The sequence below is a fragment of the Streptomyces sp. NPDC051133 genome (genome assembly GCF_040682635.1).
GTDB lineage: Bacteria > Actinomycetota > Actinomycetes > Streptomycetales > Streptomycetaceae > Streptomyces.
This window is the reverse complement of sequence record NZ_JBFBBK010000015.1, coordinates 40,694-66,622: the sequence shown is the minus strand read 5'-3', so window position 1 is coordinate 66,622 and position 25,929 is coordinate 40,694. Positions and strand designations below refer to the sequence as shown.

The window sequence follows — 25,929 nt, the reverse complement described above, 5'->3', positions numbered from 1 at the left end:
TCCTGGCGGCCAGGAGTCACGCGGTTCCGGATGTTCCGGCGGGCGCGTTCGCCGCGCGTGTCCGGGCGTGGCGTAATCCGCTGGCTCGCCCGATGATCACACCGGTATCGTCCGCAGCCCCTCCGCATCCGCCCGGCCCACCGGGCGGGCTCCGAACAGAGAGCGACGCCATGGCCGGCCTCCACCCCACCACCACCCTCTGGCGCCCCACCGGCCCCAAGGAGCTGGAGCTGGTCCACGAGCTCGGCCGGCGGGCCTGGCCGCCCCGGCTGCCGGAGCAGCCGATCTTCTACCCGGTGCTCAACGAGGACTACGCGATCCGGATCGCCCGGGACTGGAACGTCCGGCACGACGGCGCCGGTTTCGTGACCCGCTTCGAGGTCGACACCGCGTTCCTCGGCCGCTATCCGGTGCGGCGGGCCGGTGGCGAGACGATCCTGGAACTGTGGGTTCCCGCCGAGGAGTTGGACGAGTTCAACGCCCACATCGTCGGCCTGATCGAGGTCGTGCACGAGTTCCGGTGAGCCGGGGCACAGCACGCCTCGGCCCGTCACGTCCGAACCCAGGAGGTCATGTGAGCGCTTCCCCCGTGTCCGGCGCGGCCCGTACCGAGGCCGTCGCGGACGTCGTACGGTCCGGCGAGCGGCTCGTGGCGGCCGCGGCCGGCCTGTCCGACGCCGCGCTGCGGGCCCCTTCGGAACTCGCGGGCTGGACGCGTGGCCATGTGCTCGCGCACGTCGCCCACAGCGCCGACGCCTACGTCTGGCTGCTTGGGCTCGCGCGCACCGGCCGGGAGCCGGGACCGCGGGCCGGCGCGGCGGCCCTGGCCGCCTCCGTCGCCCGGGACGCCACGCTGCCCGCCGCAGCGCTCACCGCACGGCTGCGGGAGAGCCTGGACCGGTTCACGGCCGAGGCCCGGGCGCTGCCCGACCCGGCCTGGGACCGGCTGGTGCCGGCGCTGGCCGGGTGGCTCCACCCCGCCTGGTACCTCCTGCTGCGCTGCCTGCGGGAACTGGAGACCCATCACCTGGACCTCGGCCTCGGTCACGGCACCGAGAGATGGCCGCACCGCTACGTCTCCTGGGCACTGGACGACACCCTCACCACGCTGCGCGCCCAGGGCTTCCCCCTCGCCTCGGTGGCGGCCGTGGATCTCGGCCGGCGCTGGTCACCGGCGCCCGACGGGCCCGCAGTCGCCGGGCCCGGGCACCTGCTGCTCGGCTGGCTCACCGGACGGATCCCGCCCGACGCCCTGACGACCGACCGCCCGGCACCTCTCCTGCCCCGCCCGCCCGCCTGGCCCCAACCCCCGCTGCCCGGCTGGGGCCGAGTCGGCGACACGCCCTGAGCCCGACAAAGACAACACACCCGAACGCCCGACGCCGCGCATCTTCCAACAGACTCCGACACGTCCTACCGTAAACGCGCACCGATGACGCGTACATGCCGCCGCATTTCGGCATGCCGTCATCCACCTCTCGCGAGCCGGAGGTACGTCAGCGATGCGTCACCCGCACACCGGCACGACCCGCCGAAGAGTGGTCTACGCGCTCACCGCCCTGGTGCTCACGACGGCGGCGGCCGCTCCGGCGGCCGCCGAGGCCCACGAGGCGTCCGCCTCCGCCGCGTCGGCCGACGGTCTGGCCCTCACTCCGCCCATGGGCTTCAACAACTGGAACTCCACACACTGCCGCGCCGACTTCGACGAGGCCATGGTCGAGGGGATCGCGGACCTCTTCGTGGCCAAGGGCCTGAAGGACGCGGGCTACCAGTACGTCAACCTGGACGACTGCTGGGCCCTGCCGAAGCGCGACGCGGACGGCAAGCTGGTGCCCGACCCGGCCCGCTTCCCCCACGGCATCAAGGCCGTCGCCGACTACGTCCACGCCAAGGGCCTCAAGCTCGGCATCTACACCAGCGCCGGCACCAAGACCTGCAACAGTGCGGGCTTCCCGGGCGCGCTGGGCCACGAGTACAGCGACGCCCGACAGTTCGCCGACTGGGGCGTGGACTACCTGAAGTACGACAACTGCAACAACCAGGGCGTCGACGCCAAGCAGCGGTACACGACCATGCGCGACGCGCTCAGGGCGACCGGGCGGCCCATCGTCTACAGCATCTGCGAATGGGGCGAGAACAAGCCGTGGCAGTGGGCCGCGGACGTCGGCCACCTGTGGCGGACCACGGGTGACATCAGCGACAGCTGGTCCTCGATGCTGTCGATCGTGAAGCAGAACCTCCCGCTCGCCCCGTACGCGGGACCCGGCCACTGGAACGACCCCGACATGCTCGAGGTCGGCAACGGCGGCATGAGCGACACCGAGTACCGCTCGCACTTCTCCCTCTGGTCCGTCATGGCCGCGCCGCTGCTCATCGGCACCGATCTGCGCAAGGCCTCGCCGGCGGCCTTCGACATCCTGGACAACAAGGACGTCATCGCCGTCGACCAGGACCCGCTCGGCAAGCAGGGCACGGTCGTCTCCTCCGCGGGCGGGCGCTGGGTGATCGCCAAGGAGATGAAGGACGGCAGCCGCGCGGTGGCCCTCTTCAACGAGTCCGCCACCGCCCAGCGGATCGCCACCACGGCGGACGCGACCGGCCTGCCCGAGGCCCCCGCCTACACCCTGCGGGACCTGTGGCAGCACCGCGACTACAACACCGCGGGCACCATCGCGGCCACCGTCCCCGCCCACGGCACGGTCCTGGTGCGCGTCGCGGCCGACACCGACTGGGCCGGCCACCCGCCCGCCGTCGACCTCGGCCTGGACGGCAGCCCGCTGCTGGAGGCCGGCACCCCGGCCACACTGGCCGGCACCGTCACCGACCTCGGCCGCACCCCGGCACGCCGGGTGTCCGTGTCCCTGACCGGGCCCGACGGGTGGACGGTGCGCCCCGCCTTGGCGACCACCGCCGACGCCCTCCCCACCGGCCGGTCGCTGCGCACCTCGTGGCGGGTGACCGCGCCCGCCGGAACCCCGGCCGGGTCCTACGACCTCACGCTCCGGGCGAGTTACCGCTCGCCGTCCGGGGAGCGCGTGACCGGCACGCTCCCGCTGACCGCGGCCGTCGTGCAGCCGCCGCCGTCCGGGACGTCGTACCTCAGCGATCTGCCGTGGCTGTCGGCGGTCAGCGGCTGGGGGCCGGCGGAACGCGACAGCAGCAACGGGGAGAGCGGGGCGGGCGACGGGCACCCGATCAGCGTCGGCGGGTCCGCGTACGCCAAGGGACTCGGCGTCCACGCCCTGAGCGACATCTCCTTCTACACCGGCGAGGCCTGCGAGAAGGTCACCGCGGACGTCGGCCTCGACGACGAGAAGGGCACGCACGGCACGGTCGCCTTCGAGATCTGGGCGGACGGCAAGAAGGCCGCCTCGACCGACGTCCTGACCAACGCGATGCCGGCCCGGCCCCTCACCGCCGACGTCACCGGCGCCCAGGTGGTACGCCTCGTCGTCACGGACGGCGGAGACGGCATCGACTCGGACCAGGCGGACTGGGCCGACGCCCGCCTCACCTGCTGAGCGCCGTCGGGCCCTGCGCACCGGCCGGCTCCGGGCGAACCGGCTCCGGGCGGCGGCGCGAGGCTCGACGGCCGCGCGCCGCCGGGCTCGCGCCCCCGCCACGGTGTCCCCGCCCGGACGGCGGGACCGGCGTCAGACCCCCGCCGCCGTCGCGTCCGGCCTGCGGCTCAGGGCGGCCGCCGCGGCGCCGACCAGGCCCGCGTCGGTGCCCATCTGGGCCGGGGTGATCGTCAGACGGTGGACGAAGGACAGGGTGGCGTAGTCGGTGAGCGCCTTGCGCAGGGGGGTGAAGAGGATGTCGCCCGCCTTGCCGACGCCTCCGCCGATCACCGCGATGTCGATCTCCACCAGGGTCGCGGTGGCCGCGATGCCCGCGGCCAGCGCCTGCGCCGCCCGCTCGAACGAGGCCACGGCGACCGGGTCGCCCGCGCGGGCCGCCTCGGCCACCGCGGCGGCCGAGGTGTCGCCGTCGGGCCCGGGCCGCCAGCCCTGCTCCAGGGCGCGGCGCGCGATGTTGGGACCGCTGGCGATGCGCTCCACACAGCCGCGCGCGCCGCACGGGCAGGCGTCGCCGTCGAGGTCGACGCTGATGTGACCGATGTGACCGGCGTTGCCGGTCGGGCCGGGGTGCAGCCGGCCGTTCAGGACCAGGCCGCCGCCGACGCCCGTGGAGACCACCATGCACAGCGCGTTGTCGTGCCCCCGGGCGGCGCCCTGCCAGTGCTCGGCCGCCGTGATCGCGACACCGTCCCCGATCAGCTCGACCGGGAGGCCCCCGGTGGCCAGGCTCACCCGCTCGACCAGCGGGAAGTCCCGCCAGCCGGGCACGTTGACCGGACTGACGGTGCCCGCGGAGGCGTCCACCGGGCCGGCGCTGCCGATGCCTATCGAGCCCGCGCGTCCCCACAGGGGCGACCCGGCGAGTTCGCCGAGCACCTCCTCCACGGCCCGCATGACCGTTTCGCCGTCCTGCTGGGCAGGCGTGCCGCGCTGGGCCCGCACCAGGATCCGGCCGTCGTCGTCCACCAGAGCGCCGGCGATCTTGGTGCCGCCGATGTCCAGGGCCGCCACGAGGTCGGTGTGCATCAGAGTCAGATCTCCCCGTTGAAGCGTGATGTCGATCGAAGACGCAGGCCGGTCGAGCGGTGGGGGCGCAGGCCGACTGACAGCGGTGGACAGTCTCTCTCGCATCTGACAACGTTGTCCAGGCTCTATGCTCGACGCCACATCCTCATACAAGCCCACGGATGGCGCACCTCCCCCGTGGACACGGACGACAGGACAGGACAGCGCATCGTGCCCGAGACCACCCGCAGCGCAAACGGCCTCACCGCAAACCGCTACGGCAACCGCCCGACGATGAAGGACGTGGCGGCGCGGGCCGGGGTCGGGCTGAAGACGGTGTCCCGGGTGGTCAACGGCGAGCCCGGCGTCACGCCCGACACCGAGCGCCGGGTGCAGGAGGCGATCGAGGCCCTCGGCTTCCGCCGCAACGACAGCGCACGGGTGCTGCGCAAGGGCCGCACGGCCAGCATCGGACTGATCCTGGAGGATCTCGCCGACCCCTTCTACGGCCCCCTCAGCCGAGCCGTGGAGGAGGTGGCCCGTGCCCACGGCGCTCTGCTGATCAACGGCTCCAGCGCCGAGGACCCGGACCGCGAGCAGGAGCTGGCGCTGGCCCTGTGCGCGCGTCGGGTGGACGGCCTGGTGGTGATCCCGGCCGGGGACGACCACCGTTATCTGGAGCCCGAGATCAGGGCGGGCGTGGCGACGGTGTTCGTGGACCGGCCGGCCGGGCGCATCGACGCCGACGTGGTGCTCTCCGACAACTACGGCGGTGCCCGGGACGGCGTCGCCCATCTGATCGCGCACGGCCACCGCCGGATCGGCTTCATCGGCGACATGCCCCGCATCCACACCGCCGCCGAGCGGCTGCGCGGCTACCGGGCGGCCATGGAGGACGCGGGGATACCGGTCGAGGACCGCTGGATGTCCCTCGGGGCGACGAATCCGGAGCGGGTGCGCCGGGCGGCGGCGCAGATGCTGTCCGGACCCGACCCCGTGACCGCGGTCTTCACGGGCAACAACCGGGTGACGGTCACCGTGATCCGGGTCCTCGCCGAGCACTCCCGGCAGGTCGCCCTCGTCGGCTTCGACGACATCGAGCTCGCCGATCTGCTGCGGCCGGGTCTCACGGTCGTCGCCCAGGACTCGGCGGCCCTCGGCCGTACCGCGGCCGAACGCCTCTTCCGCCAGCTGGACGGCACCCTGGTCGCACCGGAGCGCATCGAGTTGCCCACGCGCCTGATCACGCGCGGCTCCGGCGAGCTGCCGCCGGCGGACTGAGCCGCGGATGACCGGACACACCCTGGAGGAACTCGGGCTCGACGCGGCGGCCCGCGACCATCCGCTGACCTATCCCGGCGCCTGGCCCGCCGACTCCGGGCTGCTGGACCGCGACCGGATGCTCCCGCTGGAGCGTCTGGTGTACGCGGACCGGGTACCGGTGCTGGCCGTCGGCTCCAACGCCAGTCCCGGCCAGCTGCGGCACAAGATGACGGAGTGCGGGAACGACTCCCCGATCCCCATGGTGCGCACCCGGGTGACCGGCCTCGACGTGGGTGTCTCCGCGCATGTCAGCCGCATGGGCTACGTCTCCGCCTCGCCCGTCAGGGCGCCGCGGTCCGTGCGCGAGCTGTTCGTGATCTGGCTGGACCCGCGGCAACTGGCCGCGATCGACGCCAGCGAGGGCGTTCCGCTGCCCGGCGGGAACTTCCGGCGGGCCTGGCTGCCCGCCCCCGACGTGCGGGTCGAGCTGCCCGACGGCTGCCTGCTCGACGGGGCGTACGTGTACGTCAACCGGCACGGGGTACTGAGCAACGGTGCCGGAGTGCCGCGCCTGCATCCCGGCAGCCAACAGATCCTGCTGACCGAACTCCTGACGTCCTGCGCCCCGTTGAGGGAGCTGTTCGGTGTCACGCCGGAGCAGTTCTGCGCCCGGGCCCGCGGGAACCCCGCACTGTGCGCGCGGGGTACGCGGCTGTTCGCCGAGCAGGAGTGGGTGACGGAGTCGGGGCTGGAGCCCTACGCCGTCGGGCCGACGCACCGGTAGCCCGGCCGCGGGGCGCCGCCGGACCGGAGCCGGCCGCCGGCCGCGTCGGGTGCGGCCGGCAGCCGTTTCGGTTCCGTCCGTCCGTCAGGGGCGGTACGGATCCGCGGTCACGTCGAGGGGTGGAAGATCGCGACGATGCTGTGGTTCGCGTTCACGGTGATCTCGTACGCGGTCGTGGGGTCGCTCTGTCGCACGCCGTCGACCTCCCAGCCCGCGAACGTGTACCCGGCGGCCGCACGGGCGGTGACGGTCACCTGCGTGCCCGGGTCGTAGGGGCCGTACTCGCTGACGGAGACCGAGCCGCCGCCTCCCGGTGAGACGGACAGGGTGAGGTTGTGCCGGTTGGTCACCTTCGAGGCACGGTAGGCGGACACGAGGGGGGTGGCGATCTGGGCGACGGCGGCGTTGTTGTTGCTCGAGTTGCCGAGCGCCTCGCCGTCGGGCGTCACGTTGAAGGTGTTGGAGTACTGGTTGATGACCCTGCAGGTGGGCTGGCAGGGCGTGCTGTAGGCCATGAGCGTGTGGTACTTGTGGTCGGCGGTGATCCAGCCGAAGTTGACGTCGTGCGGGCCGGGCGGCGGCAGCTCACCGTTGGTGGCGACCGTCTGACGGTCGTGCCGGAGGCCCAGGTTGTGGCCGATCTCGTGGCCCAGGTTGTCCCAGTCCTTCACCGACAGGACGCTCGTGACGGAGTAGGCGGCCTCGCCGGTCTGGGAGGTCACGGGCAGCGGCAGGTTCGCCGAGCCGGAGCTGTTCTGGATGGGGATGGAGGCGAGCAGGGCGACCAGGTCGGCGCCGTAGAGCTCCCGGTTGACGTGGGCCGGGGCGCCGAGCGTCTGGTCCCCGGGGTTGTTGAGCTTGTTGAGCATCGTGTTGGCGTTCTCGTTGGGCACGCCGGACGGCGGCGTCTCGTACGAGTGGACGACGTGCACGCTGGCCGGCACATGGCTGGCGGCGAGGGCCTTGTTGATCTGGCTGACGCCGTAGCGGATCCGGGCCTGCACCTCGGCGACGCCGCCGAGTTCAGTGACGGCAGCCGGGGTGTAGGGGACGATGACGTCGATGGCAACGGGGTGGGAGGGGTCGGCCTTCGGCGCCCTCTGCTCGGACTCGGAACGCTGGGACCGCGGGAGCGTCACGGTGTCGCCCGGGTGCCCGCTGGGCGGCAGCTTCGTGGTGTCGATCTCCTGCAGGCGGTACTCGCCGGGGCGCTTGGGCAGGGGCGAGAACAGGTAGTCCTTGGTGCCGATCTCGATGACGCCGTCGAGGGTGACCGGCCCCTTCGCGCAGAGCCCGATGATGTTCAGGGACACCGTGTCCTGGGGCTTCTTGGGGTCGTGGCCCTCCCAGTAGACCGTGCCGTCCGTGTCCTTGCGGTAGTAGTCCCGCTCGGCGGTGATGCCTCGCTGGCCGCGGAAGAGCGGAAACGTGCGGAACTCCGGCACCCCGTCCTTCTGCTTGTCGCACAGGTCGGCGTACTGCTTGGCGTTGGTGCGCAGCACGGCGGTGCGCACCACCCAGGGCTCTTTGGAGCCCGTCCCGGCGTGTGCGGCGGGCGAGGCCATGGCCAGTGGCAGGGGGGCGAGGAGGGCGGTCGCCGCGGTGCAGGCGGCAAGCAGGGAACGACGCATCGGGGACGTCAGCCTTTCTGTGGTGAAATCGGTCCCATGATCAGCGTCGGAGCGCTTCGTGCCCGCGCACGCGGTCGCGCCGGGGCGAAGTCGCCCGGAGGTTCATCCGGTCAGCCGCCAACGGCGACGGCGAGAACCGCGTCGCTCGGGACGCGCCTCGCCCCCGGCGCCCTCCTCGTCGGGGGCAGCGGGGGCGAGGTGTGCGGCCGGCCGGGGCCGGGGAACGGCTTGCTACTTCGCCGAGGCGGTCAGGTCGCCGCGCCGGGGTGCTGCGAAAGCCTCCAGGTCGGCGCGGGTGAAACCGGTCAGGCGGGCGACCTCGGCGATGTCGAGGGCGCCGCAGTCCAGGCCGCGCAGCAGGTAGCCGCTGAGGGCCTTGGCGGTGGCGGGCTCGTCCATCACGTCACCGCCGGCGCGGTTGGCGTAGCGGGCGAGGCGGCCGGCCGCCTGCTCGAAGCCCTCCCGGTAGAAGGCGAACACGGCGGCGTAGCGGGTGGGGATGTGCCCGGGGTGCATGTCCCAGCCCTGGTAGTAGGCGCGGGAGAGGGCGCGGCGGGTGAGGCCGTAGTGCAGGCGCCAGGCGTCGTGGACCTTGGCGGTCGGGCCGACCGGGAGGACGTTGGTGGAGCCGTCCGAGACGCGTACGCCGGTGCCCGCGGCGGCGACCTGCATGACCGCCTTGGCGTGGTCGGCGGCCGGGTGGTCGCTGGCCTGGTAGGCGGCGGAGACGCCGAGGCAGGCGCTGTAGTCGAAGGTGCCGTAGTGCAGCCCGGTGGCGCGGCCTTCGGCGGCCTGGATCATGCGGGCGACGGCCGCGGTGCCGTCGGTGGCCAGGATGGACTGGCTGGTCTCGATCTGGATCTCGAAGCCGAGCCGGCCGGCGTCGAGGCCGTGCGCCTTCTCGAAGGCCTCCAGGAGGCGGACGAACGCGCTCACCTGCTCGGGGTACGTGACCTTCGGCAGGGTCAGCACCAGGCCCTCGGGCAGGCCGCCGGCCTCCATGAGGCCGGTGAGGAATACGTCGAGGGTGCGGATGCCCCGGTCGCGGACGGCCGCCTCCATGCACTTCATGCGGATGCCCATGTACGGCGCGGCCGTGCCGTCGCGGTAGGCCTCGGCGATCAGGCGGGCCGCGCGGGCCGCCGTCGCGTCCTCCTCGGCGTCGGGGCGGGGGCCGTAGCCGTCCTCGAAGTCGACGCGCAGGTCTTCCACGGGCTCGCGCTCCAGCTTGGCGCGGACGCGGGAGTAGACCGGCTCGGCGAGGTCGTCGGCCAGGCCCAGGACGGCCGCGAAGGAGGCGGCGTCCGGGGCGTGCTCGTCGAGGAGGGCGAGGGCCTGGTCGCCCCAGGTGCGCAGGGTGTCGGCGGCGAAGGCGTCGCCGGGGACGTAGACGGTGTGGACGGGCTGCCGGGTGCCCGGGTCCCCGGGGTAGCGGCGCTCCAGCTCCGCGTCGACCGGTGCGAGGGAGGCACTGATCTCCTCGCTGACCGCGCCCGCGAGGCTCGTCGCCACCTTCTCCTGCTGACCCATCCCACACCCTCCTGTTTTCCGCTGTACGGAATCAACAATCCGTAGAATGAAGTTATCCGGGTGGTTCCCCCTGGTCAACACCCCGTCCGGACCGTGGTCCTCCGCTCGCCGGTCGTCACCAGGATGCACCGAGGCCCCTGTGACCGCGCAGGTCACAGGGGCCTCGTGAAGCCAGGAGGGGGCTCAGCCCTTGCGGGCCTTGATCTCCTCGGTCAGCTGCGGGACGACGTCGAAGAGGTCGCCGACCACGCCGTAGTCGACCAGCTCGAAGATCGGGGCCTCGGCGTCCTTGTTGACGGCCACGATCGTCTTGGAGGTCTGCATGCCGGCGCGGTGCTGGATCGCGCCGGAGATGCCGTTGGCGATGTACAGCTGCGGCGAGACCGACTTGCCGGTCTGGCCGACCTGGTTGGTGTGGGGGTACCAGCCGGCGTCGACGGCGGCGCGCGAGGCACCGACAGCGGCACCGAGGGAGTCGGCGAGCGCCTCGATGATCGAGAAGTTCTCGGCGCCGTTGACACCACGGCCACCGGAGACCACGATCGCGGCCTCGGTCAGCTCCGGACGGCCGGTCGACTCACGCGGCGTACGCGCGGTGACCTTCGTGCCGGTCGCCTTGTCCGAGAAGGACACCGACAGGGCCTCGACGGCGCCTGCGGCCGGGGCGGCCTCGACGGCGGCCGAGTTCGGCTTGACCGTGATGACCGGGGTGCCCTTGACGACCCGGGACTTGGTGGTGAAGGACGCGGCGAACACCGACTGGGTGGCCACCGGGCCCTCGTCGCCGGCCTCGAGGTCGATGGCGTCGGTGATGATGCCGGAGCCGATGCGCAGCGCCAGACGGGCGGCGATCTCCTTGCCCTCGGCGGAGGACGGGACCAGCACGGCGGCCGGGGAGACGGCCTCGTAGGCGGCCTGCAGGGCCTCCACCTTCGGCACGACGAGGTAGTCGGCGTACTCGGACGCGTCGTGGGTGAGGACCTTCACCGCGCCGTGCTCGGCGAGGGTGGCGGCGGTGTCGGCGGCGCCGTTGCCCAGAGCGACGGCGACGGGCTCGCCGATGCGGCGGGCCAGGGTCAGCAGCTCCAGGGTGGGCTTGCGGACGGCACCGTCCACGTGGTCGACGTAGACGAGGACTTCAGCCATGGGATTGCTCTCCTGCGAAAAGAAGTTGAGGGGCGGTCAGCGACGCAAGGGGCCTTAGATGAACTTCTGGCCCGCGAGGAACTCAGCGAGCTGCTTGCCGCCCTCGCCCTCGTCCTTGACGATGGTGCCGGCCGTGCGGGCCGGGCGCTCGTTCGCGGCCTCGACCTTGGTGAACGCGCCGTCCAGGCCGACCTCCTCGGCCTCGATGTCGAGGTCGGACAGGTCCCAGGACTCCACCGGCTTCTTCTTGGCCGCCATGATGCCCTTGAAGGACGGGTAGCGGGCCTCACCCGACTGGTCGGTGACCGACACGAGCGCGGGGAGCTGCGCCTCGAGCTGCTCGGAGGCGGCGTCGCCGTCCCGGCGGCCCTTGACGGTGCCGTCCTCGACGGAGACCTCGGAGAGCAGGGTCACCTGCGGGACGCCCAGGCGCTCGGCGACCAGCGCGGGCACGACGCCCATGGTGCCGTCGGTGGAGGCCATGCCGGAGACGACCAGGTCGAAGCCCGCCTTCTCGATGGCCTTGGCCAGCACCAGGGAGGTGCCGATGGCGTCCGTGCCGTGCAGGTCGTCGTCCTCGACGTGGATGGCCTTGTCGGCACCCATGGACAGCGCCTTGCGCAGCGCGTCCTTGGCGTCCTCCGGGCCGATCGTCAGGACGGTGACCTCGGCGTCGTCCGCCTCCTCCGCGATCTGAAGCGCCTGCTCGACCGCGTACTCGTCCAGCTCGGAGAGCAGACCGTCCACGTCGTCGCGGTCGACGGTCAGGTCATCGGCGAAGTGCCGGTCGCCAGTGGCGTCGGGCACGTACTTCACAGTGACAACGATCCTCAAGCTCACGCCGGCTCTCCTACTGCATCGTCATTTCCTGGCTGCCTCTTGGAGGCAGCATAGGCGCCTCAAGCGGCCGATCCCGGTCGGGGCGTCCGCGCGCTCGTCCGCGCGCTCCGACCGAAATATTACTCGTCAGTACACCCAGTTCGTGCCCGCTAAGCAAGCGCTTTGAACTGTGACCTTCGCAACGCAGCGTAACCGGAACTCGACGGCTCCGCAGGAGACGGGGCGCGTGATCAATCCCGCAGGCCGTTGAAGCGGCCCTGGTGGTAGAGGAGCGGGCGGCCGGAGCCGGAGGGGTCTCCGAGGACGACTTCGGCGAGCACGATCCGGTGATCACCGGCCGGGACGCGCCCGACGACGCGGCACACGAGCCAGGCGAGCACGTCGTCCAGCACGGGCACGCCTTCCGGGCCCTCGCGCCAGGCGGTGGGCGCGCCGAAGCGGTCGGCGCCGCTGCGCGCGAAGGTGGCGGCCAGCTCGCCCTGGTGCTCGCCGAGGATGTGGATGCCGACGTGGTCCGTCTCGGCTATCGCGGGCCAGCTGGAGGCCCCGGTGCCGATGCCGAAGGAGACGATCGGGGGCTCGGCGGAGACGGAGGCGAGGGAGGTGGCGGTGAAGCCGACCGGGCCGGCAGCGCCGCGCGCGGTGATCACCGCGACACCGGCGGCATGCCGGCGGAAGGTGGAGCGCAGCAGATCGGGAGAGGCGAGCTGGTAGGTGCCGAGGTCGGGCGTGGCCGTCATCGAGGTGTCCTTCTGCGAGAGGGGGCGAGCGGGTCCGTGGCTGCTCAACGGCCCGGACAGCGGGCGCTCGCGGTGCGGGCGAGGTCGATGTGCACCCGCCCATGGAGAAGGATCTCGGTCGGCATACGGTCAGGCTGACGATAGGTGGTGCGCGCAGTCAAGTACGGTCCGGGATCCGGGAGACCTCCCACGTCGTCCTGAAACCCCCTCACACCGCTTCGCCCAGGGCCGCGATGACGTCGGCCCTGCGCGGCTGTCCGGTGGCGCGCCGCACCACCCGGCCGTCGCCGTCCAGGACCAGCACGGTGGGCGTCTTCAGGATCTGCAGCTCGCGCACGAGGTCCAGGTGGGCCTCGGCGTCGATCTCGACGTGGGTCACGCCGGGAACCATGCCGGCGACCTCGCCGAGGACGCGCCGGGTGGCCCGGCAGGGTGCGCAGAAGGCACTGGAGAACTGCACGAGGGTGGCCCGCTCACCGAGTTCGCCGCCCAGCTCGGCCGCTCCGAGCCGCCTGCCGTCGTCGCGCCCGTGCACCCGCACTCTCCCGTTCCGCCGCTTGTGCAGCACTCCGTAGGCGCTCGCCGCCGCGAGCACCGCCGCGCACACCATCAGTCCGCTCATCATCCGCACAAGCATTCACGAGACTGCAAAGATTCCCGGCTCCCGGAAGAGTTTCCGTTGCGGAATGCTTGATTCATGGACATCGATGCGAGAGGGCCGCGCTTCGGGGCGGCCGTGACGGCGGCCGTCCTGGCCGTGTCCTTGATCACGCAGAACGCCTGGCTACTGGGCTGGCAGACGCTGGCGTTCGCGCTCGGCGCCGCCGCGGGTGTGCAGCGGTCGCCGTACGGCTGGGCGTTCCGCACGGCGGTACGCCCGCGCCTCGGGCCGCCGAAGGAGTTCGAACCGCCGGAGCCGCCGCGGTTCGCGCAGGCGGTGGGGCTGCTGTTCGCGGGGCTGGGTCTGGTCGGGTTCACGGTGGGACCGCAGTGGCTGGGCCTGGCCGCGACCGGTGCCGCGCTCGCCGCCGCCTTCCTGAACGCGGCGTTCGGGTACTGCCTCGGATGCGAGACGTTCCTGCTTCTGAAGAGGGCCACGGTACGGGCGGAGTGAAGCGGGGTCGGAGCCCCGAGGCGGGTGCCGGCCGACGTGACGAGGATCTCGCCGCCGCGGGGCACCAGGACTGGCTACCCGTCCGTTCTTCGGGCACGATCTGCGAGACGCCGTAAACCTACGGCTGCGTAACTTTCCCGCCGGGATCCCCCCTTTCCCGAGCAGAGCAGAAAGGGTCCACCCCGCCCATGGCAGAGCTGGTCTACCGTCCCGTCATCGGTCTCGCCAAGACGTTGTTCAAGGTCTGGGACCTGAAGATCGACTGCCAGGGATCGGAGAACATCCCGCGCTCGGGCGGCGCCGTGCTGGTGAGCAATCACATCAGCTACCTGGACTTCATCTTCGACGGCCTGGCGGCCCTGCCGCAGAAGCGCCTGGTGCGCTTCATGGCGAAGGAGTCCGTCTTCCGGCACCGGATCTCCGGTCCGCTGATGCGCGGCATGAAGCACATCCCGGTGGACCGCACGCAGGGCGAGGCGGCCTTCGCGCACGCGCTGGACTCGCTGCGCTCCGGCGAGGTCATCGGGGTGTTCCCCGAGGCCACGATCTCCCAGTCGTTCACCCTGAAGAGCTTCAAGTCGGGCGCCGCGCGCCTCGCCCAGGAGGCCGGCGTCCCGCTGGTGCCGATGGCGGTGTGGGGCACCCAGCGGCTGTGGACCAAGGGTCACCCCCGCAACTTCAAGCGCAGCCACCTGCCGGTCACGATCCGGGTCGGCGAGGCGGTGGAGGCACCCCGCGACCAGTACGCCGGCGCCATCACCCGCCGGCTGCGCGAGCGCGTCCAGGAACTCCTCGACGCCGCCCAGCGCGCCTACCCGGGCCGCCCCAAGGGCGCGGAGGACTCCTGGTGGCTCCCCGCCCACCTCGGTGGCACGGCGCCGACGATGGAGCAGCTGCGCACGGCCGAGGTGCACTGAGCCGGTCCCGCACGGCGTGCCGACTGCCGACCGGCGTCCGGCACCCTCCGGCACCCTCCGGCCCCCTCCGGCACCGCGGCCACGGCGCACCGGTAGCCGTCCGGCACCCGGGACCGGGACGCGGCGGCCCGGCCGATAGGGTTCGCGGTCGTGACGGAGAGCCGGGTGGCTCTCGCGTGCCGAACGCTGTACGGGGGCTCGACTTTGCGGCGCTGGTGGAAAGTGACGTCGGCGGCTGCGGCCGTGCTGGCTCTGGCCGGGTGGCTCTGCGCCCCCTATGTGAAGGACCGGTGGCTGCTGCACACCGCCTGCGACGGCGCCCTGCCGTCCGGCCCGGTGCGCGAACTCGCCGCCGGGGGCGGCCACTTCACCGAGGCCGACACATCGGCGCACCCGCGGCTCGGGGACTACGGATGCAGCCTGCGCTTCGAGGGCGACGGTGACAGCACGCTGGTGGTGCGGATGACCGCCTACACCCAGCGGGACGACCAGGACTCCGAGTTCCTGTACGTCTTCCCCCAGGAAGGCTTCTCCTCCCTGCGTCCGATGCCGAAGGGCCTGCCCGGGTTCATCACCGACATGGGCGACCTCCGCTTCCTGCTGCGCTGCCCCGGCCTGGGCAAGGACGCCGAGGGCAGGCCTCGCCGGATGCTGGTGACCGCGACCCCCGGTACGGCGACGGCCCGCACCGGCCACGCCGTCTACGCGACCGTCGTCCCGCTGGTCAACTCCGCCTCGCGGCACCTGGGATGCGGTGCGAAGCCGCTGACGGTGCCGAAAGGGGACGTCGCGTCGACGGACCCCGGCAGGGACGAGCGGTCGTTGCCGGTCACCGAGGCGGGCGGCACGGCCTGCGGCTGGGTGGCCCGCGCGCGGATTCCCGGGGCGGCCGAGTGGCAGGTGGAGCCGCTGATGAACGACGCGACGCCGGCCGGGCGTTGTGACCTGACCAGGGGTGGCCAGAGGGATCAGAGCATGCGGTTCGCCGCCTGGTACGGCGACTGGAGCAACCGCTTGGTCTTCTCCTCCTACGACGGCGTGCGCCGCGCGCTGACGGCGAGCGCCCGCTGCGACGGCGAGACGGCCAACTTCGCGATGAGCGCGTCGAAGGGGATCCCGGGTGTCGGGGCGGCGGAGCAGCGCAGGCTGCTGAAGGCCTTCGCCGAGGACCAGGTGGAACGGCGCGGCTGCTCCGGGTTGCGCCTGACGGGCTGAACGCGGTGGGACGCGGCGGGTCCGGTGCGGCGGCCGCACCGGACCGCGCGGACCGTCAGAGCCCCCCGTCCCGGAACGTGAGCAGGTACGCGTCGTCGAAGATCTGCCGGATGGCCGAGGCCCGCCCGGCCGGTACGTTCCGGGCCCCGGCCCAGGCGTCCAGCGTCAGGTCCAGCTGGCGGCGGCCGTCCATGAGTTCGCCCCGCACGGGCCCGCTCACCGGCCTCCCGGCGATGCTGCCCATCGGCGGCCGCCCGGCCGGCCGGCGGGGCGCGGCCCGGTAGGCGCCCCGGGTGTGGTGGCGCACGGTCGTGTCGAAGGAGTCGAGGTCGGCGATGTCGCCGTCGCGGGCTCCCTGCACCCGGACGTGCATGAGGGAGCCGATGCGGCGGGCGATGTCCCCGAGGTCGTTGTCCACGCCGAGGGTGGGCGGCGAGTCCCTCTCCCCCGGTTCCTTCTCGGGGTGGTAGTCCGGGTCGGTGCCGAGGCGGGTGAGCCGCTCCAGGTAGTGGGCGAGAAAGGCCCGTTCGGCGTCGTAGAGGATCGCGAACGCCTCCGGGTCCGTCGCCAGTTCACGAAAGAGCGTGCCGGTGCTCGCCGTCAGTGTGCCGGTGTGGTCGAAGGCGAAGTCCGGGTGTGCCTCGCCGGGGGCGAGGAAGGGACCGAAGCGGGACCAGCCCGCCTGGTCGGGGGCGGCGTCCGAGCCGGAGGCCGCCGGGGTGGCGGCATCGGGGTCGTCCATGGTGAGGAAGGTGGCGTCGGCGACGTAGCCGGCAAGCATGCGGGCCAGGCCCGGGGCCGCGCCGGGCGGCACGTCGGCGTCGTGGTAGACCGCTGTGACGGCGTAGACCACGCGTGCCTGGGCCACGGAGTGCGTGCCGGCCGTGGTGACACCGGTGGCGGCGTCCACGAACCGGCCGAGCACCCGGCCGCCGTCGCCGCACAGGGTGCCGGACGGCAGGAGTGCGCGCGCGGCATCGAAGTGGGACATGTCGTCCCGGGGGTCGAGGGCACGGGTCGCCGCCGCCGGGTTCCCGGCCAGCGCGCGGGTGGCGGCGGGGAGTTCCGCGCAGGAGTCGTGCGCCGCGCCGAGCGCCAGGGGCACGGCGACGGCACCGGCCACGAGGGCCGCCGCGACGACGGAGGCGAGCACCGGACGCCGCCGCACCCGGGCGAACCACCCGCCGGCCGCCCCGCCCGCGTCACCGCCCTCGGCCCCGAGGGCCCCTTCGCGCGCCGGGCCGGCGGACACCCCGGCCGGCTCCCCGGCCGCCCCGCCCTCCCGGTCACCGGCACCTTCCGGCCGTGACCGACCGGCGGAATCTCCCCCGTGGGCCGCACCGGACCCTTCCGGTGCGGGACCGCCGGGCCCCTGCTCCCCGGCGGCGGCGCCGTCCCGGCGAGCGTCTGCCTCCTGGTGCTCCGGGGCCGCGTCCTGCCCGCTGCCGGTCGTCGTGTCCTCTTCCGCCGCTCCCCCGTTGCTCATGGCCGGGAGATTAGCGAGTGCGACGGGGCCGGTGTCAGGCGGGGGTGCGGGCGGAGACCGGCGGGCGGACCTCGATGCGCGCTCCGGGGCTGAACTTCTCCAGCAGTTCGGCGAGTTCGGCGCCCGCGGTCTCCGCCTCGGCGACCGGCATCGGCGCGAGGGTCTCCAGCAGGAAGAGGCCGGAGACCGTCTCCTCGGTGAGGCGGGTGCGCGGACCCTGGCGCCAGTTCCAGCGGCGGCAGGTCACGCCGGCGTCGTCGCACCACACCACCTCGCCCGCCTCGGGGTGCTCGACGGCCTCCGCGCCCTGCGCGACGGTGACGAAGTCCTCCTCGCCCGTGGCGCGCACCAGCCGCATCCCGCCCCGGATCCGGTCGAGGTCCTCGCCTCCGACCGGCACCAAGTGGGCGACGCTGATGGCGTTGTAGAGGTCCACGAGCAGGTTGATCCGGGGCAGCCCGGCACCGGACAGGGCCCGCTTGGCCAGCGCCTCGGCCGAGTTGCGGGTGCGCGACGGCTTGGCGCCGAACGCGGTGTACACCTCGCGCCAGGCCGCCATGTGCGGGTCCTCGTGCGGCGCCCGGCCGGCCAGGCGGTCGGCGAGGCGGCGGGCGGCGTCGTCCAGCAGCGCCGAACTCGCCTCGGTGCTCGGCCCGTTGACGAGGTCGTACGCCTCGATCGCGACGTGCGTGAAGCCGGGCGAGAGCGCACGGACCTCGTCGGACACGGTGAGCGTGAAGGTCATCTGTCTCGCCTCAGAGTGCGTCGGGGAGCGTCTTCCACAGGTACGGCCGGTCCGGGGCCGCGCGCAGGGCACGGAGGACGGCCGGATGAGGTTCAGCGTACAGGACCGGATAGTCCAGCTCATTGGACGCGGGGTCGGGGATCCAGGCCAGCCGTTCACCGTCGAGGGAGAACTGCGCGTCCACGCCGGGCTTGTTGCCGCGCGGGTCCTGCCGGTGCCAGGCGCCGTGGAACCGTACGGCGACCAGGCCGTGGAGGGCGTGACCGCCCGCGTCGTCGGTCAGGCGCTGGTAGCAGAGGGCGGTCGGGATGTCCTCGGCCCGCAGCAGCGCGGTGAGGGCATGGGCCTTGGCGTAGCAGATGCCGGTGCCCAGGCTCAGCACGTCCGAGGCGCGCCAGGTGACACGAAGGTCGCCGGAGTCCCGGGAGTGCGGGATCGCGTCCCGCACGTACTCATAAGCGGCCCGCGCATACTCATACGAGTCGGCCGCCCCACTGGCGAGCCGCGCGGCCGTCCCCCGGATCAGGGGATGGTGGTGGTCGATGACCTCGTCGGCGGCCAAATAGGCGGAGAGGTCGGCAGTGTTCTGGATCAGCTCCATGGCCGCAGAGCATAGGAATGCGATCACCTGAAGGTCAATGACTTTTCAGGCGACCGCATACCTATGCACCATCGGGCGTCGCTGCGCCGCCGCGTACGGCTAACGCGCCATCTCCTCCTTGAGGGCGCCGACGAACGCGTCGACATCGTCCTCGGTGGTGTCGAAGGAGCACATCCAGCGCACCACGCCGGCGGCCTCGTCCCAGAAGTAGAACCGGAACCGCTTCTGCAGCCGCTCGCTCACGTCGTGCGGAAGCCGGGCGAAGACGCCGTTCGCCTGCACCGGGTAGAGGAGCTCCACGCCGTGCACCGCGCGGACGCCCTCGGCGAGCCGCTGGGCCATCTCGTTGGCGTGCCGGGCGTTGCGCAGCCACAGGTCCTTGGCCAGCAGCGCTTCCAGCTGCACCGACACGAAGCGCATCTTGGAGGCGAGCTGCATCGACAGCTTCCGCAGGTGCTTCATCCGCCGCACCGCGTCCTGGTTGAGGACCACGACCGCCTCACCGAAGAGGGCGCCGTTCTTCGTCCCGCCGAGCGAGAGGATGTCGACACCGACCGCGTTGGTGAACGCCCGCATCGGCATGTTCAGGGAGGCGGCGGCGTTGGCTATCCGGGAGCCGTCCAGGTGCACCTTCATGCCGTGCGCGTGGGCGTGCTCGCAGATCGCACGGATCTCCTCGGGCGTGTAGAGGGTGCCCAGCTCGGTGCTCTGGGTGATCGAGACGACCTGCGGCATCGCGCGGTGCTCGTCCTCCCAGCCCCAGGCCTGCCGGTCGATCAGCTCGGGCGTGAGCTTGCCGTCCGGCGTGGGCACGGTGAGCAGCTTCAGGCCGCCCATCCGCTCCGGGGCGCCGCCCTCGTCGACGTTGATGTGCGCGCTCTCGGCGCAGATCACCGCGCCCCAGCGGTCGGTGACCGCCTGGAGCGCGACGACGTTCGCGCCGGTGCCGTTGAAGACCGGGAAGGCCTCCGCGGTGGACCCGAAGTGGCTGCGGATGATCCGCTGGAGGTTCTCGGTGTAGTCGTCCCCGCCGTAGGCCATCTGATGGCCGCCGTTGGCCAGGGCCAGGGCGGCCATCACCTCCGGATGCGCCCCGGCGTAGTTGTCACTGGCGAAACCGCGGACCTCCGGGTCGTGGTGACGACGCGCGTCGGTCTTGGGAGGGTTCACGGCTTCTCGGTCAGCCACAGACGGTTTCCGTTCACTTCGGCGGCGGACTTGCTCCAGACGCCCTCGATGGCCTCGGCCAGGTCCGTGACGTCCGTGAAGCCCGCGAACTTCGCGTTGGGGCGCTCGGCGCGCATCGCGTCGTGCACCAACGCCTTCACCACCAGGATCGTAGCCGCGGACGTCGGCCCCTCGGCGCCCCCCGCCTTGCGGAAGAAGTCGGCCATGGCGAGCGTCCACGCCTCGGCGGCGGCCTTGGCCGCGGAGTACGCCGCGTTGCCCGCGGTCGGCTTCGAGGCGCCGGACGCGCTGATCAGGACGTACCGGCCCCGCTCACTGCGCTGCAGCGCCTCGTGGAACGCCAGGGACGTGTGCTGCACGGTCTTGACGAGCAGCAGTTCCAGGAAGTCCCAGTCGTCGAGGCTGGTCTTGGTGAAGGTCTCGCTGCCCCGCCAGCCGCCGACCAGGTGGACCAGGCCGTCGACCCGGCCGAAGTCCTTCTCGATGTGCGCGGCCCAGTCCCGGGTGGACTGCAGGTCCAGCAGGTCCACCGTGTCGCCGGTGACGGAGGCGCCACCGGACGCGTACCGGGCCGCGTCCACGGCCTCGGACAGCCGCTGCGGATCGTTGTCCGCGCCTACGACGGTCGCTCCGGCCTCGGCCAGGCGCAGCAGGGCCGCACGGCCGGCGGGTCCGCCCGCGCCGGCCACCGCGATCACCGCACCGCTGAGAGGCCCGTTCGCCCCGTTCCCCATGTTCTTCCCCTCTGAAGCAGTGTCCTGGACGCGGTCGCTCACGCGGCGACCGGCTCGGCGCTGTCCGCCGTGATCCCCTTGGTGGAGGCGATCACATTCTTCAGCTTCTTGGACAGGGCCTCGTAGAACATGCTCAGCGGAAACTCGTCCGGAAGCACGTCGTCCACGAGCTTGCGCGGCGGCTGGCTCAGGTCCAGGGCGTCGGGACCCTTGGCCCACTTGGAGCCGGGGTGCGGGGCGAGGTAGGTGGAGACCAGCTCGTAGCCGGCGAACCAGTGCACCAGCTTCGGGCGGTCGATGCCGTCCTTGTACAGCTTCTCGATCTCGGCGCACAGCTGGTTGGTGACCTGCGGGGCGCGCTCCCAGTCGATGGAGAGCTTGTTGTCGGTCCAGCGGAGGACGTCGTGCTTGTGCAGGTAGGCGAAGAGCAGCTGGCCGCCGAGGCCGTCGTAGTTGCGGTTGCGGTCGCCGGTGACCGGGAAGCGGAACATGCGGTCGAAGAGCACCGCGTACTGCACGTCACGGGCCTGCGGGACGCCGTCCCCCTGGAGCTTCACGGCCTCCTTGAAGGCGGTGAGGTCGCAGCGCAGCTCCTCCAGGCCGTACATCCAGAACGGCTGGCGCTGCTTGATCATGAACGGGTCGAACGGCAGGTCGCCGTGGCTGTGGGTGCGGTCGTGGACCATGTCCCACAGCACGAAGGCCTCCTCGCAGCGCTTCTGGTCGTGGACCATCGCGGCGATGTCCTCGGGCAGCTGGAGGCCGAGGATGCCGACGGCCGCGTCGGTGACCCGGCGGAAGCGGGCGGCCTCGCGGTCGCAGAAGATGCCGCCCCAGGAGAAACGTTCCGGCGCTTCGCGGACGGCGATCGTCTCGGGGAAGAGCACCGCGGAGTTGGTGTCGTAGCCCGAGGTGAAGTCCTCGAAGGTGATGCCGCAGAACAGCGGGTTGTCGTAGCGGGTGCGCTCCAGCTCGGCCAGCCACTCGGGCCAGACCATGCGCAGCACGACCGCCTCCAGGTTGCGGTCCAGGTTGCCGTTCTGCGTGTACATCGGGAAGACGACCAGATGCTGCAGGCCGTCCCGGCGGTCCGCGGCGGGCTGGAAGGCCAGCAGGGAGTCCAGGAAGTCCGGCACCTCGAAGCCGCCCTCGGCCCAGCGGCTCAGGTCCTTCACGAGGGCCTCGTGGTAGGCGGCGTCGTGCGGGAGCAGCGAGGAGAGCTGCTCGACCGCCTCGACGACACGGCGCACGGCCGCCTCGGCGTCGGCGCGCCCGGGCGCGCCCTCGGCGTCGAAGTCGATCGACCCGTCCTTCGACTGCCATGGCCGGATCTGCTCCACGGCATCCTTGAGCACGGGCCAGGCCTGATGCTCCACCACCCTGGTCTGCGAAGGAACCTGCTCCTCCGCACCCGCCTGCACAAGAATTTCCGTCATGTCCCATCCTCCACGGGAGAAGCTCGCGTAAGGACACCGTATGCATACCCGGTTTCAGCCATCAAGAGGCAGCTCGGGAAATTTTTCTGCCTGACACCTTGGTCACCGACATTTTTCCTGCCTCAAACCGTGACGGCGCTCACTTCCGTCGAGGTGTCACGGGAAGGGGGGCGCGGGCGTCCGGACGGTCAAGAGCCGGGGGACTCGCCCACTGCCGGGTGACGGCCGGGGCGGTTTCCGGCCAGCTCGCGCCCCCTGATGTGCCCCGATCGCGCGCGCACGTACGGCTCCTTCGCGCCGCCCGGCGATTAGGCTGCGAGCCTGCCCGCGTGGACGACGGCGTCCGTCCGTTCCGCGTGCGCCGAGCCGCCGTCGACGGAAAGCGAGTCGAACCTTGAACTTCCTTACCATCGGTCACCGCGGGGTCATGGGTGTCGAGCCCGAGAACACCCTTCGTTCCTTCGCCGCCGCACAGCAGGCCGGCCTGGACCTGATCGAACTCGATCTGCACCTGAGCAAGGACGGCGCCCTCGTCGTCATGCACGACGCCGAGGTGGACCGCACGACGGACGGCTCCGGGCCCATCGCCGAGAAGACCCTCGCCGAGCTGCGCGCCCTCGACGCGGGCCGCGGCGAGCGCGTACCGGTCTTCGAGGAGGTGCTGGACGCGGTCGGCACGCCCCTGCAGGCCGAGATCAAGGACGTCGCGGCGGCACGGGCGCTGGCCGAGGTGATGCACGCGCGGGACCTGGTCGCGCGCGTGGAGGTGTCCTCGTTCCACGACGAGGCGATCGCCGAGATCGCCCGGCTGGTGCCGGGCGTGCGCACGGCGCTGATCGCGAGCCGCTACGGCACCGACGTCGTCGAGCGCGCCGCCGCCGTGGGCGCCGCGACCGTCTGTCTCAACATCCGCCGGCTCACGCTGGAGGTCGTCGAGCACGCGCGCGCGAAGGGCCTGCGGATCATCGGCTGGGTGGTCAACACCCAGGACCATCTGCGGCTGGTCCGCGCGCTCGGGCTGGACGGAGCGACCACCGACTTCCCGGAGATCAAGCGCACGGGCCGGTTCACGGCGTAGCGGCCGGACCGGACCGCTCAGCCGAACTTCTTGACCAGGAGCTCGAACTGGAGGTCGTCGCGCTGCGGGATGCCGAAGCGCTCGTCGCCGTACGGGAACGGCGTCATCCGTCCCGTACGGCGGTACCCGCGGCGCTCGTACCAGGCGATCAGGTCGTCACGCACGGAGATCACCGTCATGTGCATCTCGCTGACGCCCCAGGCCTCCCGGGCCCGGCGCTCCGCCTCCGCGATGACGATCTTGCCGAGGCCTGCGCCCTGCAGGGCGGGGCTGACCGCGAACATGCCGAAGTAGGCGTGGTCCCCACGGTGCTCCAGCTGGCAGCAGGCGACGATCCGGCCGCCCTGCTCGACGGTCAGCAGCCGGCTGTCGGGCGACTTGATCACCTGGAGCACACCTTCGGGGTCGGTCCGCTGCCCCTCCAGGATGTCCGCCTCGGTGGTCCACCCGGCCCGGCTCGCGTCCCCCCGGTACGCCGACTCGACCAGGGCGACCAAGGCGTCGACGTCGGCGTCGACGGCGTCTCGGAAGGTGAGTCCGGTGGCGGCGGTGTCCATGAGGCGGCCTTTCGATCTCGGGCGTGGCTGAGCCAGGGATGAGGGTAACCCTGCCACTAGGCTCCGCCTGCATGGTGCACGTACTCAGTGGCCGGACACTCCTGCGGCCCACCGATCCCGAACGCTCCCGTGCCTTCTACGGCGAGCGACTCGGCCTGTCCGTCTACCGGGAGTTCGGTACGGGCCCGGAGCGCGGGACGGTCTACTTCCTCGGCGGCGGTTTCCTGGAGGTGTCCGGGCGCTCCGACACCCCGCCCTCGTCGGCGATGCGGCTGTGGCTGCAGGTCGCGGACGTGACGGACGCGTGCGAGGAGCTGCGCGCGAAGGGCGTCGAGATCGTCCGGCCGCCGCTGCGGGAGCCGTGGGGCCTGATCGAGATGTGGATCGCCGACCCGGACGGCGTCCCGATCGTCCTGGTGGAGATCCCGGCGGACCATCCCCTGCGGTACCGGCCGGGAATCTGAGTCCAGGTCCGCACCCCGCGGCGAGCATCCGCACCCCGCGCCGAGCAGGTGCCCGCCGATGCCGAGCGGGGAGGCACGGACTCGGCCCCGGTCCGCCGTATCACCGTCCCACGCGGCCGGGCCGTCCCGATGGCCGGGCCCGGAGGCGGCGGCTAGCGTGCGGAGGGAGATCACGTCCCGTGCGGCAGGCCCGCCCGCCAGGCCGGAAGGAACCGCCCATGAAGTACGACGAGCCGGTCACCGGCGGACCCTGCTGGACCGAGCTGGGCACCAGCGACCTGGAGGGCGCCAAGCGGTTCTACACGGAGCTGTTCGGATGGCGGCCGGAGACCGACCCCCGGCAGGAGGCGGGCGGATACACGGTGGCGCACCTGGGGGACGCGGCGGTGGCCGCGCTCACCCCGCTCTACCAGCAGTCCCAGCCGGTCGCGTGGAACGTGTCCTTCGCGGTGCCGGACGCGGACACGGCGGCACGGCAGGTGGAGGAGGCCGGCGGCACGGTGATCCTCGGCCCGATGGACGTGTTCGACGCGGGCCGGTTCGCGGTGGCCATGGACCCGACGGGCGCGGTGTTCCAGCTGTGGCAGGCGCGGTCCTTCGCGGGCGCCGGGCTGCTCAACGCGCCCGGCGCGCTGGGCTGGTGGAGCTGGCCACCCGGGACACCGAGCGGGCCCGGGACTTCTACACCACGGTGTTCGGCTGGAGCGTCAACGCCTCGGAGTGGTACACGCAGTGGGGCATCGACGGGGCGGACTTCGGCGGCATGGCCGACATGGGCGAGCGGTTCCCGCCCGAGGTGCCGCCGCACTGGATGCCGTACTTCGCGGTGGACGACGCGGACGCGACGGCGGAGGTCGCGGCACGGGCAGGCGGCACGGTCGTCCTGGCCCCCGTGTCGGTACCGGACGGCCCGCGCATCGCGGTGCTGCGGGATCCGCAGGGAGCGGCGTTCGGGGTGCACCGGGCAGGCGAGGAGGGCTGAGGAATTCCGGGAGGGCGCCTGTGCTCCGCCAGGCGCTACGCATCCCACGTGCCCCCGTACGCCGGTGCGCGGTGCGCTAGCGGCCCTGGTTCCGCAGCGCGCCCATGCGCCCCTCCAGGCGGCACAGCAGCTCGGCGAGGAGCCCGGAGAGTTCGCCCTGGCCTTCCGGGGCGAGGACCGACAGCACGGCCGTCTCGTAGGAGAGCTGCTCGGGGAGGATGCCGTCGACCAGGTCACGCCCCGCGTCGGTGAGGTGGACGTGGGCGACCCGGCGGTCGCGGGTGTCGCCGCGCCGCTCGACCAGACCACGTTCGGTCAGCTGCTTGAGCCGCTTGGTGACGGCGGCCCCGGAGGAGAAGGTCTCGCGGGCCAGTTCCCCCGGGGTCAGCGGGTGGCCGGTGCGGCGCAGCGCGCCGAGCAGGTCGAACTCGGCGCGGCTGAGACCGGCGCGGCGCAGCGGGGCGTCCTCGGCCTGCTGGAGCAGGGCGGCGCAGCGGTTGATCCGCCCGATGACCTCCATGGGCCCGGTGTCCAGTCCGGGATGCACGGCCCGCCACTGCCGGACGACGGCGGCGACGGTGTCAGTCCTGTCACCCCGACCGGCCTCCACCGGGCCCACCGGGAGCCCGCGCCCCCCTCGCGTGCCGGGTCCCCCGGCACGGTCCGCCTGCTCCCGCCCGGCGTCGGGGGCACCGGCACCGGCCGCCCTGCGGGCGCCGGGTTCGCCGGTTCCCTCCCCCGGACCCAGGCCTGCCCCGGACACTCCGCCCGCGGGCTCGCCGCCCCCCGGGCCCGCGTCGGGCCCGTTCGCGGCGTCCGTCGGCTCCGGGCCCGCTCCCGGCAGCCCACGTCCGGATCCACCGCCGCGCGACCCGGCGCCGGGTTCGTCGTC

25 protein-coding genes and 1 pseudogene are annotated in these 25,929 nt (G+C 72.5%); 11 read left to right on the top strand and 15 right to left on the bottom strand.

What is annotated here, in order from left to right; translation table 11 throughout:
* Positions 1-170 precede the first annotated feature (170 nt).
* The 3 genes from AB0N17_RS17475 (at position 171) to AB0N17_RS17465 (ending at position 3,521) form a co-directional block, all read left to right on the top strand.
* On the top strand, positions 171-524 hold the full coding sequence (locus AB0N17_RS17475) for a hypothetical protein (protein ID WP_366012187.1): 354 nt from the start codon (positions 171-173) through the stop codon (positions 522-524).
* 50 nt (positions 525-574) lie between these two features.
* The gene (locus tag AB0N17_RS17470) at positions 575-1,348 is read left to right on the top strand and encodes a maleylpyruvate isomerase family mycothiol-dependent enzyme (protein WP_366012186.1); all 774 of its coding nucleotides are present in this window, start codon (positions 575-577) and stop codon (positions 1,346-1,348) included.
* A 154-nt stretch (positions 1,349-1,502) separates the two neighbouring features.
* Complete coding sequence (locus AB0N17_RS17465; RefSeq protein ID WP_366012185.1) at positions 1,503-3,521, top strand: NPCBM/NEW2 domain-containing protein; 2,019 nt, start codon at positions 1,503-1,505, stop codon at positions 3,519-3,521.
* Between the two features lie 132 nt (positions 3,522-3,653).
* On the opposite strand, the gene AB0N17_RS17460 is transcribed toward AB0N17_RS17465, so the two are convergent.
* Entirely contained in the window at positions 3,654-4,607 is a 954-nt protein-coding gene (locus AB0N17_RS17460; protein WP_366012184.1) for an ROK family protein, read from the bottom strand.
* 210 nt (positions 4,608-4,817) lie between these two features.
* Between AB0N17_RS17460 and AB0N17_RS17455 the strand changes: the two genes are divergently transcribed.
* The gene (locus tag AB0N17_RS17455) at positions 4,818-5,867 is read left to right on the top strand and encodes a LacI family DNA-binding transcriptional regulator (RefSeq protein ID WP_366012182.1); all 1,050 of its coding nucleotides are present in this window, start codon (positions 4,818-4,820) and stop codon (positions 5,865-5,867) included.
* 7 nt (positions 5,868-5,874) lie between these two features.
* On the top strand, positions 5,875-6,633 hold the full coding sequence (locus tag AB0N17_RS17450) for a hypothetical protein (RefSeq protein ID WP_366012179.1): 759 nt from the start codon (positions 5,875-5,877) through the stop codon (positions 6,631-6,633).
* 107 nt (positions 6,634-6,740) lie between these two features.
* Here the strand turns inward: AB0N17_RS17450 and AB0N17_RS17445 are convergent, their stop codons facing one another.
* The 6 genes from AB0N17_RS17445 to AB0N17_RS17420 form a co-directional block, all read right to left on the bottom strand.
* Positions 6,741-8,264, bottom strand: a complete 1,524-nt coding sequence (locus AB0N17_RS17445; RefSeq protein ID WP_366012178.1) for a reprolysin-like metallopeptidase — start codon at positions 8,262-8,264, stop codon at positions 6,741-6,743.
* Between the two features lie 231 nt (positions 8,265-8,495).
* Positions 8,496-9,794 (bottom strand): aldolase, encoded by a 1,299-nt coding sequence (locus AB0N17_RS17440; RefSeq protein ID WP_366012177.1) that lies wholly within the window; start codon positions 9,792-9,794, stop codon positions 8,496-8,498.
* 183 nt (positions 9,795-9,977) lie between these two features.
* Positions 9,978-10,940 carry an electron transfer flavoprotein subunit alpha/FixB family protein gene (locus tag AB0N17_RS17435; RefSeq protein ID WP_366012176.1) on the bottom strand — a complete coding sequence of 321 codons (963 nt, stop codon included), beginning with the start codon at positions 10,938-10,940 and terminating at the stop codon, positions 9,978-9,980.
* A 54-nt stretch (positions 10,941-10,994) separates the two neighbouring features.
* Complete coding sequence (locus AB0N17_RS17430; protein ID WP_366012175.1) at positions 10,995-11,780, bottom strand: electron transfer flavoprotein subunit beta/FixA family protein; 786 nt, start codon at positions 11,778-11,780, stop codon at positions 10,995-10,997.
* Between the two features lie 230 nt (positions 11,781-12,010).
* The gene (locus AB0N17_RS17425; RefSeq protein WP_366012174.1) at positions 12,011-12,520 is read right to left on the bottom strand and encodes a flavin reductase family protein; all 510 of its coding nucleotides are present in this window, start codon (positions 12,518-12,520) and stop codon (positions 12,011-12,013) included.
* A 208-nt stretch (positions 12,521-12,728) separates the two neighbouring features.
* A complete protein-coding gene (locus tag AB0N17_RS17420) occupies positions 12,729-13,142 on the bottom strand; it encodes a thioredoxin family protein (protein WP_366012288.1) in 414 nt (137 codons plus the stop codon).
* Between the two features lie 75 nt (positions 13,143-13,217).
* On the opposite strand from AB0N17_RS17420, the gene AB0N17_RS17415 reads away from it, so the two are divergent.
* The 3 genes from AB0N17_RS17415 to AB0N17_RS17405 all read left to right on the top strand — a co-directional run bounded on the left by AB0N17_RS17415 (position 13,218) and on the right by AB0N17_RS17405 (position 15,766).
* Positions 13,218-13,634, top strand: coding sequence for a DUF4395 domain-containing protein (locus tag AB0N17_RS17415; RefSeq protein ID WP_366012173.1), 417 nt, complete (start codon positions 13,218-13,220; stop codon positions 13,632-13,634).
* A gap of 188 nt (positions 13,635-13,822) precedes the next feature.
* Complete coding sequence (locus tag AB0N17_RS17410; protein WP_366012172.1) at positions 13,823-14,551, top strand: lysophospholipid acyltransferase family protein; 729 nt, start codon at positions 13,823-13,825, stop codon at positions 14,549-14,551.
* Between the two features lie 222 nt (positions 14,552-14,773).
* Positions 14,774-15,766 carry a hypothetical protein gene (locus AB0N17_RS17405; RefSeq protein ID WP_366012171.1) on the top strand — a complete coding sequence of 331 codons (993 nt, stop codon included), beginning with the start codon at positions 14,774-14,776 and terminating at the stop codon, positions 15,764-15,766.
* Between the two features lie 55 nt (positions 15,767-15,821).
* On the opposite strand, the gene AB0N17_RS17400 is transcribed toward AB0N17_RS17405, so the two are convergent.
* From AB0N17_RS17400 to AB0N17_RS17375, 6 genes are all read right to left on the bottom strand, one after another.
* The gene (locus AB0N17_RS17400) at positions 15,822-17,252 is read right to left on the bottom strand and encodes a hypothetical protein (RefSeq protein ID WP_366012170.1); all 1,431 of its coding nucleotides are present in this window, start codon (positions 17,250-17,252) and stop codon (positions 15,822-15,824) included.
* A gap of 34 nt (positions 17,253-17,286) precedes the next feature.
* Positions 17,287-17,997 carry a phenylalanine--tRNA ligase beta subunit-related protein gene (locus tag AB0N17_RS17395; RefSeq protein WP_366012169.1) on the bottom strand — a complete coding sequence of 237 codons (711 nt, stop codon included), beginning with the start codon at positions 17,995-17,997 and terminating at the stop codon, positions 17,287-17,289.
* 10 nt (positions 17,998-18,007) lie between these two features.
* The gene (locus AB0N17_RS17390) at positions 18,008-18,598 is read right to left on the bottom strand and encodes a transglutaminase family protein (RefSeq protein ID WP_366012168.1); all 591 of its coding nucleotides are present in this window, start codon (positions 18,596-18,598) and stop codon (positions 18,008-18,010) included.
* Positions 18,599-18,697: 99 nt separating this feature from the next.
* Positions 18,698-19,768: a low specificity L-threonine aldolase gene (locus AB0N17_RS17385; protein ID WP_366012167.1), complete on the bottom strand. Its 1,071-nt coding sequence runs from the start codon at positions 19,766-19,768 to the stop codon at positions 18,698-18,700.
* Positions 19,765-20,520, bottom strand: coding sequence for an SDR family NAD(P)-dependent oxidoreductase (locus AB0N17_RS17380; RefSeq protein ID WP_366012166.1), 756 nt, complete (start codon positions 20,518-20,520; stop codon positions 19,765-19,767). The genes AB0N17_RS17385 and AB0N17_RS17380 overlap by 4 nt, the downstream gene beginning before the upstream one ends.
* A 38-nt stretch (positions 20,521-20,558) precedes the next feature.
* On the bottom strand, positions 20,559-21,956 hold the full coding sequence (locus AB0N17_RS17375; RefSeq protein WP_366012165.1) for a DUF6421 family protein: 1,398 nt from the start codon (positions 21,954-21,956) through the stop codon (positions 20,559-20,561).
* Positions 21,957-22,350: 394 nt separating this feature from the next.
* Here AB0N17_RS17375 and AB0N17_RS17370 point away from each other — a divergent pair, with 394 nt between their 5' ends.
* Positions 22,351-23,034: a glycerophosphodiester phosphodiesterase family protein gene (locus AB0N17_RS17370; RefSeq protein ID WP_366012164.1), complete on the top strand. Its 684-nt coding sequence runs from the start codon at positions 22,351-22,353 to the stop codon at positions 23,032-23,034.
* A gap of 17 nt (positions 23,035-23,051) precedes the next feature.
* Here AB0N17_RS17370 and AB0N17_RS17365 read toward each other — a convergent pair whose 3' ends face one another.
* The gene (locus AB0N17_RS17365) at positions 23,052-23,591 is read right to left on the bottom strand and encodes a GNAT family N-acetyltransferase (protein WP_366012163.1); all 540 of its coding nucleotides are present in this window, start codon (positions 23,589-23,591) and stop codon (positions 23,052-23,054) included.
* A 71-nt stretch (positions 23,592-23,662) separates the two neighbouring features.
* Here AB0N17_RS17365 and AB0N17_RS17360 point away from each other — a divergent pair, with 71 nt between their 5' ends.
* Together AB0N17_RS17360 and AB0N17_RS17355 are read left to right on the top strand one after the other, a co-directional pair.
* Positions 23,663-24,055 (top strand): VOC family protein, encoded by a 393-nt coding sequence (locus AB0N17_RS17360; protein ID WP_366012162.1) that lies wholly within the window; start codon positions 23,663-23,665, stop codon positions 24,053-24,055.
* Positions 24,056-24,273: 218 nt separating this feature from the next.
* Positions 24,274-25,037 (top strand): annotated as a pseudogene (locus tag AB0N17_RS17355) (VOC family protein).
* A 76-nt stretch (positions 25,038-25,113) separates the two neighbouring features.
* On the opposite strand, the gene AB0N17_RS17350 reads toward AB0N17_RS17355, so the two are convergent.
* Entirely contained in the window at positions 25,114-25,656 is a 543-nt protein-coding gene (locus AB0N17_RS17350; RefSeq protein ID WP_366012287.1) for a MarR family transcriptional regulator, read from the bottom strand.
* Positions 25,657-25,929: the final 273 nt, after the last annotated feature.

Coding starts and splice junctions, on each gene's coding strand:
- AB0N17_RS17475 (WP_366012187.1), top strand. CDS start 171: ATGGCCGGCCTCCACCCCACCACCACCCTCTGGCGCCCCACCGGCCCC.
- AB0N17_RS17465 (WP_366012185.1), top strand. CDS start 1,503: ATGCGTCACCCGCACACCGGCACGACCCGCCGAAGAGTGGTCTACGCG.
- AB0N17_RS17460 (WP_366012184.1), bottom strand. CDS start 4,607: ATGCACACCGACCTCGTGGCGGCCCTGGACATCGGCGGCACCAAGATC.
- AB0N17_RS17450 (WP_366012179.1), top strand. CDS start 5,875: ATGACCGGACACACCCTGGAGGAACTCGGGCTCGACGCGGCGGCCCGC.
- AB0N17_RS17445 (WP_366012178.1), bottom strand. CDS start 8,264: ATGCGTCGTTCCCTGCTTGCCGCCTGCACCGCGGCGACCGCCCTCCTC.
- AB0N17_RS17440 (WP_366012177.1), bottom strand. CDS start 9,794: ATGGGTCAGCAGGAGAAGGTGGCGACGAGCCTCGCGGGCGCGGTCAGC.
- AB0N17_RS17435 (WP_366012176.1), bottom strand. CDS start 10,940: ATGGCTGAAGTCCTCGTCTACGTCGACCACGTGGACGGTGCCGTCCGC.
- AB0N17_RS17425 (WP_366012174.1), bottom strand. CDS start 12,520: ATGACGGCCACGCCCGACCTCGGCACCTACCAGCTCGCCTCTCCCGAT.
- AB0N17_RS17420 (WP_366012288.1), bottom strand. CDS start 13,142: ATGAGCGGACTGATGGTGTGCGCGGCGGTGCTCGCGGCGGCGAGCGCC.
- AB0N17_RS17415 (WP_366012173.1), top strand. CDS start 13,218: ATGGACATCGATGCGAGAGGGCCGCGCTTCGGGGCGGCCGTGACGGCG.
- AB0N17_RS17410 (WP_366012172.1), top strand. CDS start 13,823: ATGGCAGAGCTGGTCTACCGTCCCGTCATCGGTCTCGCCAAGACGTTG.
- AB0N17_RS17400 (WP_366012170.1), bottom strand. CDS start 17,252: ATGAGCAACGGGGGAGCGGCGGAAGAGGACACGACGACCGGCAGCGGG.
- AB0N17_RS17395 (WP_366012169.1), bottom strand. CDS start 17,997: ATGACCTTCACGCTCACCGTGTCCGACGAGGTCCGTGCGCTCTCGCCC.
- AB0N17_RS17390 (WP_366012168.1), bottom strand. CDS start 18,598: ATGGAGCTGATCCAGAACACTGCCGACCTCTCCGCCTATTTGGCCGCC.
- AB0N17_RS17380 (WP_366012166.1), bottom strand. CDS start 20,520: ATGGGGAACGGGGCGAACGGGCCTCTCAGCGGTGCGGTGATCGCGGTG.
- AB0N17_RS17375 (WP_366012165.1), bottom strand. CDS start 21,956: ATGACGGAAATTCTTGTGCAGGCGGGTGCGGAGGAGCAGGTTCCTTCG.
- AB0N17_RS17365 (WP_366012163.1), bottom strand. CDS start 23,591: ATGGACACCGCCGCCACCGGACTCACCTTCCGAGACGCCGTCGACGCC.
- AB0N17_RS17360 (WP_366012162.1), top strand. CDS start 23,663: ATGGTGCACGTACTCAGTGGCCGGACACTCCTGCGGCCCACCGATCCC.